This is a genomic window from Rhizobium sp. WCS2018Hpa-16 (genome assembly GCF_031843705.1).
GTDB lineage: Bacteria > Pseudomonadota > Alphaproteobacteria > Rhizobiales > Rhizobiaceae > Agrobacterium > Agrobacterium tumefaciens_C.
The window spans coordinates 269,218-282,824 of the sequence record NZ_JAVTIX010000003.1 but is presented as its reverse complement, the minus strand read 5'-3'; the positions used below and the strand labels follow the sequence as shown (position 1 = coordinate 282,824).

At 56.6% G+C, this 13,607-nt stretch carries 13 protein-coding genes; 9 read left to right on the top strand and 4 right to left on the bottom strand.

Annotated elements, in window-relative coordinates:
- The first annotated feature begins 12 nt into the window (after window positions 1-12).
- The 7 genes from RQI55_RS12530 (at window position 13) to RQI55_RS12500 (ending at window position 7,550) form a co-directional block, all read left to right on the top strand.
- Window positions 13-672 (top strand): GntR family transcriptional regulator, encoded by a 660-nt coding sequence (locus tag RQI55_RS12530; protein ID WP_311272691.1) that lies wholly within the window; start codon window positions 13-15, stop codon window positions 670-672.
- An 82-nt stretch (window positions 673-754) separates the two neighbouring features.
- On the top strand, window positions 755-2,083 hold the full coding sequence (locus RQI55_RS12525; RefSeq protein ID WP_311272690.1) for a sugar ABC transporter substrate-binding protein: 1,329 nt from the start codon (window positions 755-757) through the stop codon (window positions 2,081-2,083).
- On the top strand, window positions 2,080-3,021 hold the full coding sequence (locus tag RQI55_RS12520) for a carbohydrate ABC transporter permease (protein WP_409233731.1): 942 nt from the start codon (window positions 2,080-2,082) through the stop codon (window positions 3,019-3,021). The genes RQI55_RS12525 and RQI55_RS12520 overlap by 4 nt, the downstream gene beginning before the upstream one ends.
- Complete coding sequence (locus RQI55_RS12515) at window positions 3,021-3,842, top strand: carbohydrate ABC transporter permease (protein ID WP_192064764.1); 822 nt, start codon at window positions 3,021-3,023, stop codon at window positions 3,840-3,842. The genes RQI55_RS12520 and RQI55_RS12515 overlap by 1 nt, the downstream gene beginning before the upstream one ends.
- Before the next feature lie 80 nt (window positions 3,843-3,922).
- Window positions 3,923-4,981, top strand: a complete 1,059-nt coding sequence (locus RQI55_RS12510; protein WP_311272689.1) for a sn-glycerol-3-phosphate ABC transporter ATP-binding protein UgpC — start codon at window positions 3,923-3,925, stop codon at window positions 4,979-4,981.
- Between the two features lie 6 nt (window positions 4,982-4,987).
- Window positions 4,988-5,929, top strand: coding sequence for a sugar kinase (locus RQI55_RS12505; RefSeq protein ID WP_311272688.1), 942 nt, complete (start codon window positions 4,988-4,990; stop codon window positions 5,927-5,929).
- Window positions 5,930-6,104: 175 nt separating this feature from the next.
- Complete coding sequence (locus tag RQI55_RS12500) at window positions 6,105-7,550, top strand: aldehyde dehydrogenase (protein ID WP_311272687.1); 1,446 nt, start codon at window positions 6,105-6,107, stop codon at window positions 7,548-7,550.
- Window positions 7,551-7,566: 16 nt separating this feature from the next.
- Here RQI55_RS12500 and RQI55_RS12495 read toward each other — a convergent pair whose 3' ends face one another.
- The 4 genes from RQI55_RS12495 to araD all read right to left on the bottom strand — a co-directional run bounded on the left by RQI55_RS12495 (window position 7,567) and on the right by araD (window position 11,711).
- Complete coding sequence (locus RQI55_RS12495) at window positions 7,567-8,772, bottom strand: low temperature requirement protein A (RefSeq protein WP_311272686.1); 1,206 nt, start codon at window positions 8,770-8,772, stop codon at window positions 7,567-7,569.
- 35 nt (window positions 8,773-8,807) lie between these two features.
- Window positions 8,808-9,098: a hypothetical protein gene (locus tag RQI55_RS12490; RefSeq protein ID WP_311272685.1), complete on the bottom strand. Its 291-nt coding sequence runs from the start codon at window positions 9,096-9,098 to the stop codon at window positions 8,808-8,810.
- Between the two features lie 136 nt (window positions 9,099-9,234).
- A complete protein-coding gene (locus RQI55_RS12485; RefSeq protein ID WP_192064769.1) occupies window positions 9,235-9,960 on the bottom strand; it encodes a ribonuclease activity regulator RraA in 726 nt (241 codons plus the stop codon).
- A 14-nt stretch (window positions 9,961-9,974) separates the two neighbouring features.
- Window positions 9,975-11,711, bottom strand: coding sequence for an L-arabinonate dehydratase (gene araD / locus RQI55_RS12480; RefSeq protein WP_311272684.1), 1,737 nt, complete (start codon window positions 11,709-11,711; stop codon window positions 9,975-9,977).
- A gap of 168 nt (window positions 11,712-11,879) precedes the next feature.
- On the opposite strand from araD, the gene RQI55_RS12475 reads away from it, so the two are divergent.
- Together RQI55_RS12475 and RQI55_RS12470 are read left to right on the top strand one after the other, a co-directional pair.
- Window positions 11,880-12,548, top strand: coding sequence for a GntR family transcriptional regulator (locus RQI55_RS12475; protein WP_243257457.1), 669 nt, complete (start codon window positions 11,880-11,882; stop codon window positions 12,546-12,548).
- Between the two features lie 160 nt (window positions 12,549-12,708).
- Window positions 12,709-13,605 (top strand): AraC family transcriptional regulator, encoded by an 897-nt coding sequence (locus tag RQI55_RS12470; protein ID WP_155398742.1) that lies wholly within the window; start codon window positions 12,709-12,711, stop codon window positions 13,603-13,605.
- Window positions 13,606-13,607: the final 2 nt, after the last annotated feature.

Genomic DNA, 13,607 nt, shown 5'->3' with positions numbered 1-13,607 from the left:
AAAGGATAGTTCATGGATGAGACTGGCGAACAGACGACGTTGCGGGAGAAAGCGTATGAGAGCTTTACGCATCATCTTCTCGCGCGCGATGTTCGGCCCGGCCAGTTCATCTCACAAAGACGGTTGGTAGAGCTAACAGGATTGCCGCTTGGCGCAATCCGTGAGGCCATTCCGAGACTTGAGGCGGATGGGTTGATCATCACTGTGCCCCAACGCGGGCTACAGGTCGCACATATCGACATCAACCTCATCCGTGAAGCATTCCAGTTTCGTATTTTCCTCGAAAAGGAAGCCGTTGCGATTTTTACCCGAACAGCTTCCGATGAGGCGATCGGCAAGATGTTGAGCGATCACCGGGATATCGCAGAGGCAGCCGAATTGGGAAAAGGCTCGCCTGAGCTGGATGCCCGCGCGCAGGCGGTCGACTGGGGCATGCACGACGCTTTCATCGATTCACTGGGAAATTCCATCTTATCCAACGCCTACCGGGTCAACTCCATCAAGATGCGCCTCATCAATCAGGAGCGTTTTCGCATCGCGGGCCATGTCAAATCCGTCATGGCCGAGCATCTGACGATCCTCGAAGCCATCGAGCGTCGTGCGCCGGAAGAAGCCGCCGAAAGGCTGGTCGCGCACATAAAGAATGCGCGAGACAGGGCGCTGGCAGTTTAGACGATCGGTTGATCCGATAGGAACATGCATAAGCAATCGGCCGGAGGTGAGGAGATTTTCGGCCAAACAGGAGGAGGAAGATATGACACATTCATTGCTCAAGCCGACACGGCGGGCATTCATGGCGGGAACGGCAGCCATTGCCGTAACTGCTGCGTTCGGCATTCGCCCCGCTTCGGCTGCTGTCGATTGGAAGAAACATGCCGGCACGACGCTGGAGGTCAATCTCGTCAAGAGCCCGCGCAGCGAAACGCTTTTGAAATACATCAAGGAATTCGAAGAACTGACCGGCATCAAGGTCAATGCCGAGGCCACGCCTGAGCAGCAGCAGCGCCAGAAGGTCGTCATCGAACTGTCCTCCGGCAAGCCAAGCTTCGACGTTGTTCACCTGAGCTATCATGTGCAGAAGCGCCAGTTCGAAAAAGGCAAATGGCTGGCCGATATCAGCGGCTTCCTGAAAGATCCGTCCCTGACAGATCCGTCCCTCACCGAGAGCGATTTTGCCGAGGCCGGGATGCAGTTTGCCAAGGACAGCGACGGCGTCCTGCGTTCGCTCCCATTCTCCGTGGACTACTGGATTCTCTACTGGAACAAAGAATTGTTCGCGGCAAAGGGGCTGAAATATCCGGAGACCTTCGAGGAGCTCGTCACGGCGGCAGAAACGCTGACAGATCCTTCCACCAACACCTATGGTTTCGTGGCACGCGGGCTGAAGAACGCCAATACGCCTGTCTGGACATCGCTGATGCTGGGCTATGGTGCCGCTCCGATTGTTGACGGCAAGATCGATGCACAGTCGAAAGAGGCGGTGGAAGCGGCAGCGCTCTATCAACGCCTGATGACAAAAGCCGCACCTCCCGGTGTTTCCGGTTTCAACTGGGCTGAAGCGCAGTCCGCCTTCCTTCAAGGCAAGATCGGCATGTGGCTGGATGGCGTGGGCTTTGCACCGCCAATCGAAAATCCGGAAAAATCCCGTGTTGTCGGCAAGGCTGGCTACGGCGTCATGCCAAAGGGCCCGGCTGCGCAGGCCGCAGGCACATTCGGAGATGGCCTTGGCGTTGTCGAAGCCAGCCAGAAGAAAGAGGCAGCTTATCTGTTCTGCCAATGGGCAATTTCCCATGACATGGGTGCCCGTCTTCTGCAGGCTGGTGCCGGCGTGCCGTTCCGGCAGTCCATTCTCGAAGATGCCAAGGTTCGCGAAGGCGTAAAAATGCCTGCGGAGTGGCTGGATGCCGTGGTCGGCTCCGGCAAGGTTTCCAAGCTCGCGCTTCCGGTCATCATTCCGGTGACGGAGTTCCGCGACATCTATGGCGTAGGCCTCACCAACATGATTGGTGGCGCAGATCCGGCAGCCGAACTCAAGAAGGCGACCGAACAGTTCGCACCTGTTCTGGCGCGCAGCGAGGGATAAAAGTGTCCGTCAGCATAGCAAACACCGTCAAAACGACGAAGGTGATCAGAAGGAGCAAGCCCACGCGGCTTGCTCCCAACTACTGGCCTTTCGTCATTCCCGCACTCGTGGTCATCGCAGCCGTTATCGTTTTTCCGTGGGTCTTTACCCTATGGATGAGCGCGCAGCGTTGGACACTGGGGCAAGAGCAGAGCTTTATCGGCTTCGACAACTATATCCGTCTGGCCAGTGATGCCCGATTCTGGGAATCCCTATGGAATACGCTTGTCTATACGACCCTGTCCGTCGTGGCTCCGCTATTCCTGGGCACCTTGGCGGCGTTGCTTTTCGATGCGCAGTTTCCGCTTCGTGGCTTCCTACGCGGCGTCTTCGTCATGCCCATGATGGCAACCCCGGTTGCCATCGCGCTTGTATGGACGATGATGTTCCACCCGCAGCTCGGCGTGCTGAACTATCTTCTCTCATTCGTCGGCATCGGCCCATTGGAGTGGATCTATAACCAGTCCACGGTCATCCCATCACTGGTGCTGGTGGAAACATGGCAATGGACCCCGCTGGTCATGCTCATCGTGCTCGGTGGTCTCGCAGCCGTTCCGCGCGAACCTTATGAAAGTGCCGAGATAGACGGCGCAAACGCCTGGCAGAAGTTCCGTTTTCTGACTTTGCCGATGATCGCCCCGTTTCTGATGATTGCCGTCATCATCCGCTCGATCGACGCCGTCAAGAGTTTCGACATTATCTACGCCATGACCCAAGGCGGACCCGGCACGGCATCCGAGACGATCAACATCTATCTCTACAACACCGCCTTCGCCTACTACGACATCGGTTATGGCTCAGCCATGGCAGTCGTCTTCTTCATCGTCATTGTCGCGCTGTCCTTCGTGCTGCTGATGGTGCGCGCCCGCAGTCAATGGAACGAGATGGAGGACCGCTGATGAAACGCAAGACACTCGACCAGATCGGCCTGTTCTTCGTCGCACTCGTCATGATTTCACCTGTCATCCTGTTCTTTCTCTGGATGATTTCGCTTTCGCTGAAATATGAGATCGACAATGGGGCCTATCCACCGATCCTCATTCCAGAACGCTTCGCATGGTCGAATTATGTGAAGGTGTTTGAGGAAAACAACTTCTTCCTCTACTTCTGGAATTCCGTGCTCGTCACCGGCGCGGCAACATTCCTGGCCCTCATCATCGGCGTACCCGCAGGCTATGGCATTGCACGGCTGAAGGCCGAAAAAGCGGCCATCGTCATCATGATTGCCCGAATGACCCCCGGCCTGTCCTTCCTCATTCCGTTGTTTCTCCTGTTCCAATGGTTGAACCTGCTGGGCACGCTCTGGCCTCAGATCATCATCCATCTAGTTGTCACAGTCCCCATCGTGGTCTGGATCATGATCGGCTATTTTGAGACAACGCCGAAGGAGCTGGAAGAGGCCGCGAGCATCGATGGCGCAACGTCCTGGCAGGTCTTCCGCCTCGTGGCGCTGCCAATCGCCAAGCCCGGCATCGTCGTTTCCTTCATTCTGGCCGTCATCTTCTCATGGAACAACTTCGTGTTCGGCATTGTGCTGGCCAGCCGTGAAACCCGAACCCTGCCTGTTGCGGTTTACAACATGCTGTCCTTCGAACAGGTCAGTTGGGGTCCGCTGGCTGCAGCCGCGCTCATCGTCACCCTGCCGGTGCTGCTGCTGACCATGTTTGCGCAAAAACAGATCGTTGCTGGCCTGACCGCCGGCGCAGTCAAGGGAGGCTAGCGCCCTGCCCCGGAAGTCCAAAGGATTTCCGGACTGGACACCGCGCCACCTCAACCACTTATCATTACGGGATCAACATCATGGCACCGGTCAATATTCAGAATGTGCAGAAGCGCTTCGGCGCCGTCAACGTCATCCAAGGCATCGATATCGATATACGCGACGGAGAGTTCGTCGTTCTCGTGGGTCCCTCGGGATGCGGAAAATCAACCCTGTTGCGCATGATTGCCGGTCTTGAAGAGGTCAGCGGCGGAGAGATCCATATCGGGGCGCGGGAGGTGAGCAATCTACGCGCTCGTGATCGCGATATCGCCATGGTGTTCCAGAACTACGCCCTCTATCCGCATATGACAGTCCGGGAGAATATGGGCTTTGCCCTGAAGCTCAAGAAAGCCAGCGCAGATGAAACGGCTCAGAAAGTGAACCGGGCCGCCGACATTCTAGGACTAGACAAGCTGCTCGATCGCTATCCCCGCCAACTTTCAGGCGGGCAGCGCCAGCGTGTTGCCATGGGCCGGGCACTGGTGCGTGATCCGCAAGTGTTCCTGTTTGACGAGCCGCTTTCCAACCTCGACGCCAAGCTGCGCGTGCAGATGCGCGGGGAAATCAAGGCGCTGCACCAGCGCATCGGCACCACCACCATTTATGTGACGCATGACCAGGTCGAGGCCATGACCATGGCCGACAAAATCGTGGTGCTGCATGATGGCGTCATTGAGCAGATCGGCGCACCGCTGGAGCTTTACGACCGGCCTGCCAACCTGTTCGTCGCCGGGTTCATTGGTTCACCCGCCATGAACTTCATTCGCGGACGCATTGAGGAAGGTGTGTTCCGTACCGCAAAGGGCTTGACGCTGCCCCTTCCACCCTCAGCAAATCCAGCCGTATTAGGCGGACGGGACCTTGTCTATGGTATTCGCCCTGAACATATCAGAGTTAGTGCAGACGGTATTGAAGGTCGCGTCGAACTGGTCGAAGGCACCGGTTCGGAAATCTACGCGAAGTTGAATTGCGCCGGTGAAGAGATTGCCTGCCTGTTTCGCGAGCGTCTGGACATCCGGTTCGGTGACCACGTGAAGATCGCCGTTGATCCGGCAACCGTGCATCTGTTCGACCGGGAGACGGGCAAGCGTATCTGAAAACCCATGCGTGACGATATCATCCCCTCCAAGCGTGTCCTCTGCGTCGGCGCTGCCGTGCTCGACACATTGTTCCGCGTGCATGACATGCCGACCGGTCAAGGCAAAGTCCTGCCCTATGACATGCTGCAGATTGCCGAAGGCATGGCATCCAGTGCGGGCTACACGGTCCATCGCATGGGTGGTCGTGCCAGTCTCTGGGGCGCTGTCGGCGATGACGAAACCGGAAGCCGCATTCTGCGCGAACTGGCAGAATGCGGCATCGACATGTCAGGCATGACGATCGCCAAGGGTGCACGCTCCGCATTGTCCACCATCATCATTGATGACCACGGCGAAAGGCTGATCGTTCCATTTTACGATCATAAGCTTCATGAGAATAAACGCTCCTGCACGGCAGAGGATCTGTCACCTTTCGATGCAGTTCTGGTCGATGTGCGTTGGCCGGAACTCGCGCTTGATGTGCTGACTCTTGCCGCCAGCCTTGGCAAGCCTGCCATTCTCGATGGCGATGTTGCGCCGGTGGAAACGCTGGAAATGCTGGCGCCCGCAGCAACGCACATCATCTTTTCCGAGCCAGCGGCTCAGCGTCTGACCGAAACGGGAGATGTCGCGGCCATGTTGCCGATTCTCCATGCACGTTACCCTGAAACCTTCATTGCGGTCACGGCAGGCCCGGCTGGCTGTTACTGGACCGAGCCCCATAATCCCCAGGTTCACCACCAGCCGACATTGGCGATCAAGGCCGTGGACACGCTGGCTGCGGGAGACGTATTCCATGGCACCTTCGCCCTTGCCGTGGCACAAGGTCTCGAAAGTCGTGCGGCTATTCAGCTCTCTTCCGTTGCGGCTGCGATGAAATGCGAGGTCTTCGGGGGCCGCGCCGGCACGCCGACGCGCGCGCAGACCGAAATGCGCCTTACCGAGTGGCTTTCAAACCCGGCTTGATCGGTCTGAACGTAAGAGCCGCAAGGCCAACTTGCCGCCCTTCTGCTTCTCATTCCTGCATTGTTGCCTGCTCGATCCCTGTTGTCGGAAATGTCAGCCGTGGGGAACTTGTGTCAGTCCCCAATGATGTGCTGATATCTGCGCCGTACAGAATTTCATAATGGGAGGAATTATTATGATGGTCGAATTGCTGATTGCGGGAAAGAATCAGGCAGCGCAGGAGAACCGGACATTTGATCGGTTGGACCCCGTAACAGGAACCGTTGCGACGACAGCGGCAGCGGCCAACGTCACAGATGCACGCATGGCTGTGGATTCCGCATCGCAGGCGTTCGAAGCCTGGTCCAAAACTGGCCCCAACCAGCGCCGCGCTCTGTTGATGAAGGCTGCCGAGGTTATGGAGAGCAAGGTCGGTGCCTTCATTGAAGCCATGATTTCAGAGACGGGAGCCACCGGCATGTGGGCTGGCTTCAACGTGAAGTTTGCGGCCAGCATCATCCGCGAAGCGGCGTCTATGGTGACCCAGCTTGGTGGAGAAATCATTCCATCTGACAAGCCAAACACATTGGCAATGGGAATGCTGAAACCCAAGGGCGTTTGCCTCGGCATCGCGCCATGGAATGCTCCGGTGATTCTGGGAACACGTGCCGTTGCGATGGCGATTGCCTGTGGCAACACCGTCGTTCTCAAATCATCCGAACTTTGCCCGGCAACGCACCGGCTGATTGGCGATTGCTTTACAGAGGCAGGTTTTCCAGCAGGCGTTTTGAACGTTGTCAGCAACAGCCCTGCTGACGCGGCAAGCGTGGTTGAAGCCCTGATCGCGGATGCACGGGTTCGCCACGTCAACTTTACCGGATCATCCAAAGTTGGACGCATTATCGGACGATTGGCAGGCGAGAATCTCAAGCCTGCGCTGCTTGAACTCGGTGGCAAGGCACCCCTCGTGGTGCTTGATGACGCCGATATCGATGGGGCCGTCAACGCCGCCATCTTCGGTGCCTTCATGAACCAGGGGCAGATCTGCATGTCGACTGAGCGGGTCATCGTTGATCAATCCATCGCGGACGAATTCGTTGAAAAGCTCTCGGCTCGCGCTAGCGCACTACCAGCCGGAAATCCGCGTGAAAAAGTCGTTCTCGGCGCTCTCGTTACGCCTGAAGCGGCAGAGAAGATGGATGCGATCATCGCCGACGCAGTCTCGAAGGGCGGCAAGATCGTGGCTGGCGGCACCCGTGACAACACGGTTGTCAGTGCAACACTGATCGATCACGCAGCGCCCGGCATGAAAATCTATGAGGAAGAGTCATTTGGCCCGGTCAAGCCGGTGATCCGCGTGAACGGTGAGGCTGAGGCAGTGCGCGTGGCCAACGACACGGAATATGGACTGTCTTCTGCGGTTTTCAGCCGCGATGTTGGCAGGGCCATGCGCGTTGCCGGTCAAATCCAGTCCGGCATTTGCCACATCAACGGTCCGACCGTGTCCGACGAGCCGCAAATGCCATTCGGGGGCGTCAAAGCATCCGGTTACGGACGCTTCGGTGGAAAGGCAGCCATTGCCGAGTTCACGGACCTGCGCTGGATCACCATTGAGGATGCCGACCAGCACTACCCCTTCTGATGGATTGAACCGAACCTCAACCAACCTTGGGAGTATGTTTTCTCAAAGCGACATATTCCCAGGTTGCGACGATCAAAAGCACCGCAACAGCCGCGATCTGTAGAACATAGAGCGGCGTTGCGCCCAAAAGGAACAGAAGCAACAACGCGAAAATTCCGACGAAATGGGAGACGGGTCGCATGTGGGACGCGGCAATCTTGACGCCGATATTTCCTGCCAAGAAAAGGATTGGCCCACCAATGATAGCGATGGCTTCGCGCCACGAAGAACTTTCATGGCTGTGCGAAAGGCTGAAATCTTCACCGACAGCCGTCAGAATAATCCCCGCAACGATGGGCAGATGGCCGTAGTTGAAAAGCCCATGGGCTATTTTTTCCGGCTCTTCGGAGTTCTCGATTTTTTCGGAGGCTTTTTCCTGCGCATGGTGGAAGTAAATCCACCACATCAGGATCGTGCTGGTGAACGCCGAACAGAACACAATAAAGCTCAGGCTTGTGTTCATATGATCGGCGGCTGTGCGCCCCGTGGTCAATATCGTCTCACCCAGACAAATGATGACAAACAATGCGCAGCGTTCCGCCAGATGCTCACCTGAAAGGTGAAGCTTCTCATCGTCCCCAGCCTGAAAGCCGGGAACGAAATATTTCACGGCGGGGCCGAGATATTCTATGCCGATTGCAACCAGCCAGAACCCAATCTGCCATCCCAGGCTTTCAGAAACGCCTCCCATGATCCAAAAGATACTCGAGGCAGCGAGCCATACTGCCATCCGCCCGAAAGTCTTTGAGTTTTCATGGTCGATCCCCTTGAAAACATAAAGAGCAAAAAGGGAGCGCAGCACCTGCATGCCACTATAGATCAAGGCGAACGTGAAGCTTTGGTGGTCGAAAGCCTTTGGCAATGCGATTGCCAAAAGGACCCCTAGAAACATCATTGAAAATAGAAACAGCCGAACGAGGCCAGCTTCGGTGTTCAACAGATTTGTAAGCCAGGTGATCTGAACCCACAGCCACCACAGTGCTAGGATAATGATTCCTGCTTCAAGCAACGCGGTAGAACCAAAATCCTCGGCAAGCGTGTGGGATAGCTGGATGAGCGCGAAGACGAAAACCAGATCGAAGAACAATTCGGGAAATGTCGGCTTTCCAGCGACAGCCTCGTCTTGGCGAACCAGCCGCAACTTACTGGCGCTTGCGCCAGATGGCTTGATGTCATTTCCCATGGATGGTGTGGTCTCCGGCAGCGATCAAACGGTTCTTATTTGGATGCGTATTGTGAACGGGCCTCTTCGCGCTTCAGGGCATCCGCACGACCGAACAAGGCAACTTCTTTGGAGTTGTCCGGAAAGAAGCGTTGGCCGACGAGACGAACCTGACGACCTTTGACATCGATAATGTGACCCGGTCTCGTTTCAGACACCACTCCGCGTTCAACGTCCTTGTTCACGCGCTTCACGTCCAGACTGCTAACCTCGATATCCTGCGCTACCGCAGCCGTGGCAAAACAAAACATAGCGCCTACAACGGCAATAACGGCAACCCGTTCCATCGACAATCTCCTGAATTTGCTGAGCTTTTGTAGCCCAACAACACAAGCGACCGGAGTTTGGTTCCAATTGTTTTATCAGCACGCACGACTACACTGTAATTGGCGTTTTTTTACCACGCGGGCGCGCCAGACGCTACTATCGACCGCGGGCCTTGCGCCACTCAGCAAATTCCTGCCGTGGCGCATCGCTTGTGGCCGGATAGAGGCCAATAATCGTTGCACCAGCGAGAACCTTCTCGGTCACGAAATCTTCGTAGGCCGTCATTTCTACTGTTTCATCGGCAATCTCGTCGGCAATGTTGGCCGGAATGACGATAACGCCCTCGTCATCACCAACGATCACATCGCCGGGCCAGATCGCCACGTCGCCGCAGCCGATCGGAACATTGATATCGATGGCCTGGTTGAGGGTGAGGTTGGTGGGTGCCGATGGCCGCTTGTGGTAGGCGCGAATTTCCAGATCAGCAATCTCCGGGCTATCCCGAAAACCGCCATCCGTCACGACGCCCACAACGCCGCGCACCATCAGGCGTGAAACAAGAATAGACCCTGCGGACGCCGCGCGAGCATCCTTGCGGCTGTCCATCACCAGCACGCAACCTGGTGGGCATCGCTCCACTGCGGCCCGTTGAGGATGCTCGGGGTTCTGGAACACGGTGAGCGGGTTCAGGTCTTCCCGCGCTGGAATATAGCGCAAGGTAAACGCCTGTCCCACCATGTTTTTCTTCTTAGCCGACAAGGGTTGCACATCCTGAATGAACTGGTTGCGCAAGCCACGTTTATAGAGCGCTGTGGCGATGGTCGGTGTTGCAACGCCCATGAATTTCTGGCGCGTTTCATCGCTTAAAACAAAGTCTGTCATCTCTTGTCCTTTGATCAATAGATATCAGGTTCGGGAGCGTTGGGACCGAAGCCGGCCTCCAGAAAATCAAAGTCGGCACCGGTATCGGCCTGGGCCACGTGGCGCGCGAACATCCAGCCATAACCCCGCCTGATTTTATCTGCTGGCTGAACCCAAGATGCGCGGCGACGCGCGAGTTCGTCTTCATCGACCAGCATATCGATGGTGCGAGCCTCAAGATCGAGTTTGATGATATCGCCGTTGCGCAAAAGCGCCAGCGGGCCGCCAATATGCGATTCCGGTGAGACATGCAAAATGCAGGCGCCATAGCTCGTGCCGCTCATTCGCGCATCGGATAACCGCAACATGTCACGGTGGCCCTGTTTCAGCAGAGCCTTTGGAATGGGCAGCATACCCCACTCAGGCATACCCGGCCCGCCTTGCGGGCCTGCGCCGCGCAAGACCATGACGTGATCGGGCGTGATATCGAGGTTCTCATCATCCACTGCCGCCTTCATGTCCGGGTAAGTGTCGAAAACGAGCGCTGGCCCCTGGTGCTTGTGAAATCTCGGGTCACAGGCAGCCGGTTTGATGACGGCACCGGTCGGTGCCAAATTGCCTTTGAGGACAGCAAGTGAACCTTCATGATAAACCGGATTGTCCAAAGAGCGGATGACATCATCGTTGAAGCACTCCGCGCCCTTCAACGTTTCGCCCAGTGGCAGGCCGGATACGGTCATTGCGGATAGATCGAGAAGATCTCCCATCTTTGCCATGAGCGCACGTAGGCCACCGGCATAGTAGAAATCTTCCATCAAATAGGTTTTGCCAGTTGGCCGGATGTTGGCAAGGACCGGTGTCGTGCGGCCAGCGCGATCAAGATCGTCCAGCGTCAGCATCACCCCTGCCCGTCGCGCCATTGCCAGCAGATGCACCACGGCGTTGGTGGAACAGCCCGTTGCCATCGCGACAGCCGCAGCATTGTTGACGGATGCCTGGGTGAGTATCTGATCAGGCGTCAGGTCTTCCCACACCATCTCCACGATGCGGCGACCACAGGCAGATGACATGCGTATGTGATTGGCGTCGGGTGCTGGAATGGAACTCGCGCCGGGCAGCGTCAGCCCAAGCGCTTCAGCAATGGCTGTCATGGTGCTGGCGGTGCCCATGGTCATGCAATGTCCATAGGAGCGCGCAATGCCTGCCTCTACCTCGACCCATTCATTTTCCGACAAATTGCCAGCGCGACGCTCATCCCAGAACTTCCAGGCATCTGAACCCGAGCCAAGAGGCTTGCCCTGATAATTACCGCGCAGCATCGGACCCGCTGGAAGATAAATCATCGGCAGGCCCATGCTAATCGCGCCCATGACGAGACCGGGCGTTGTCTTGTCGCACCCGCCCATCAAAACGGCACCGTCAACAGGGTGTGAGCGCAAAAGCTCTTCTGCTTCCATAGCCAGCATGTTGCGGTAGAGCATGGTCGTGGGTTTGACGTAGCTTTCCGACAGCGAAAGAGCGGGCAGTTCCAACGGAAATCCCCCCGCCTGCAAGATGCCGCGCTTCACATCTTCCACGCGGTGCTTGAAGTGGGCATGGCATGGATTTGCATCCGACCAAGTGTTGAGGATGGCAATGATCGGCTTGCCCATCCATTCCTCTAGCGCGTAGCCCATCTGCATGGTGCGGGAGCGATGGCCCGAGCTTCTCAGGTCATCAGGCGCAAACCAGCGTGCGCTGCGCAGCATGTCTGCGGATTTCTTCTTGCTCATGATGCTTTCTGCAACTCCCGCCACGAGTGCGCCACCTTCAGCAACACCCCGTCCTCCTCAAGACAGTTCATTGAAGCACTAAAACATCAGTGCATCAATGGATAAATTATGCTGTAGTGCAACCGTGGCCAGCGGGCGGAAGGGTGATGAGATATGGTGAGAGGCACAATGCTGGACAGGTCACGCCAGGTGGCGCTTCAGATCTATGAGATACTGCACAAGCGCATTCTCAATGTGGAACTGGTGCCCGGCACGGTGCTGTCGCGTGCGGCCTTGCAGATGGAATTTGGTGTAAGCCAGACCCCTGTTCGTGATGCGTTGATCCGGTTGCAGGAAGACGGCGTTGTCGATGTCTATCCCCAATATGCGACAGTTGTCGCCCGGATAGACATTCGGCACGCGCAGCAGGCCCAGTTTCTGCGTCTTTCGCTGGAATTGGAAGCCATCCGAACACTATCAAGCGAAAACCCTGCGCAGACAGCGGCAGAGCTTTCGGCAATCGTCACAAGGCAGGAAACCTTTGCATCACCGGAATCCTATGACAGTTTTGACGCCTGCGACCAGGAATTTCACCGCAAACTCTACGAACGCGCAGATATTCTCGATCTCTGGACAAACGTGCGGCGACAGAGCGTTCATCTGGACCGGCTGAGGCGGCTTCACCTGCCGATGCCCGGCAAGATGCAAACGGTTCTTGCCGATCACCGGGCAATCGTTGACGCCATCCAGTCGGCAAATCCTGAAGAAGCAACAGCGGCGCTGCGCAGGCATCTTTCTGGGACCCTGTCGATCACGGACATGATCCGGCAACGGTTCCCCGAATACATCAAGACGTAAACCAGCCTGCAAACTTGCCATATTATAGAAACATGATATTTCTAGTCATCTATCGCATAAATCGCTGAAGAGCCTGATGTCATGCCAATGCGTGAAACCGGGCTCAGCTTTTGCATTTTCGGACGTGCAATCGTCGCACCGGATGAGACTGGTTTTATTTGTGACTTACCTTCACTCCATGACATGTTTCACGGATGGCATCCGCGCTCTGGGGCCAGCCAAATGGCGCGGCCTCGACGGGCTGATCAGCGTGTTCTGGGATGCCGAGGGACATGCAGGCGCAACGGGTTACTACCTATCCCCCGACCCGCGCATCGTCATTTTCTTCAATGATGTCTCCTCGCACATCCTGATGAGCAACCGCCAGGAAGGCGCCGCCGAACATTACCGCCCGATGAAGAGAGCGATCTATGTGCCGGCTGGCGTGCCGCTGTGGACCAGTTTCACGTCTTTTCACCGTTTTTCGCATGTCGACATACACCTGCACAAAGACCGGATGCTGAAATATCTGGCACCATCCGTCGGAACATCGGTTGCGCTCAGCGCATTGCGCAGGCCTGTTGAAATTCAGGATGCGAAGGCGGTCGAGATACTCGCAAGTCTTTTGGTTGATGAACTTTCGACGCCCACAAAACATGCAGCCTATGCTGAAAGCCTTGTTGGCAGCATCATCGCCAACCTGCTGGATTTGCAAGAGGGCGAAACGGACGATCAGGCCAATGCGCGGCTGACGCAGGCGCAGTTGAACAAGCTGATATCCGTGGTCAATACACGGGCGGATTACCGCATGACAGTCAGCGAAATGGCAGAAACCGTCGGACTTTCGGAAAGCTGGTTCGCAAACGTCTTCAAACAGACCACCGGCAAAACACCACTGCAATGGCAACTGAGCAGGCGCGTCGGCCTTGCCCAGAACATGCTGGCCGAAAGCGACCTCAGCGTAGCAGCCATTGCTGCCCAGCTTGGGTTTTCCGACCAGGCACACCTGACGAAAACGTTTCGGCAGGTGGCCGGTGAAACACCCGCCGCATGGCGTCGCATGCGGCGGATTGGGTAATG

Bases quoted from the DNA above. Each gene is read 5' to 3' on its own strand.
- RQI55_RS12530 (WP_311272691.1), top strand. From the start codon at position 13: ATGGATGAGACTGGCGAACAGACGACGTTGCGGGAGAAAGCGTATGAG.
- RQI55_RS12525 (WP_311272690.1), top strand. From the start codon at position 755: ATGACACATTCATTGCTCAAGCCGACACGGCGGGCATTCATGGCGGGA.
- RQI55_RS12515 (WP_192064764.1), top strand. From the start codon at position 3,021: ATGAAACGCAAGACACTCGACCAGATCGGCCTGTTCTTCGTCGCACTC.
- RQI55_RS12510 (WP_311272689.1), top strand. From the start codon at position 3,923: ATGGCACCGGTCAATATTCAGAATGTGCAGAAGCGCTTCGGCGCCGTC.
- RQI55_RS12505 (WP_311272688.1), top strand. From the start codon at position 4,988: ATGCGTGACGATATCATCCCCTCCAAGCGTGTCCTCTGCGTCGGCGCT.
- RQI55_RS12500 (WP_311272687.1), top strand. From the start codon at position 6,105: ATGATGGTCGAATTGCTGATTGCGGGAAAGAATCAGGCAGCGCAGGAG.
- RQI55_RS12495 (WP_311272686.1), bottom strand. From the start codon at position 8,772: ATGGGAAATGACATCAAGCCATCTGGCGCAAGCGCCAGTAAGTTGCGG.
- RQI55_RS12490 (WP_311272685.1), bottom strand. From the start codon at position 9,098: ATGGAACGGGTTGCCGTTATTGCCGTTGTAGGCGCTATGTTTTGTTTT.
- RQI55_RS12485 (WP_192064769.1), bottom strand. From the start codon at position 9,960: ATGACAGACTTTGTTTTAAGCGATGAAACGCGCCAGAAATTCATGGGC.
- araD (WP_311272684.1), bottom strand. From the start codon at position 11,711: ATGAGCAAGAAGAAATCCGCAGACATGCTGCGCAGCGCACGCTGGTTT.
- RQI55_RS12475 (WP_243257457.1), top strand. From the start codon at position 11,880: ATGCTGGACAGGTCACGCCAGGTGGCGCTTCAGATCTATGAGATACTG.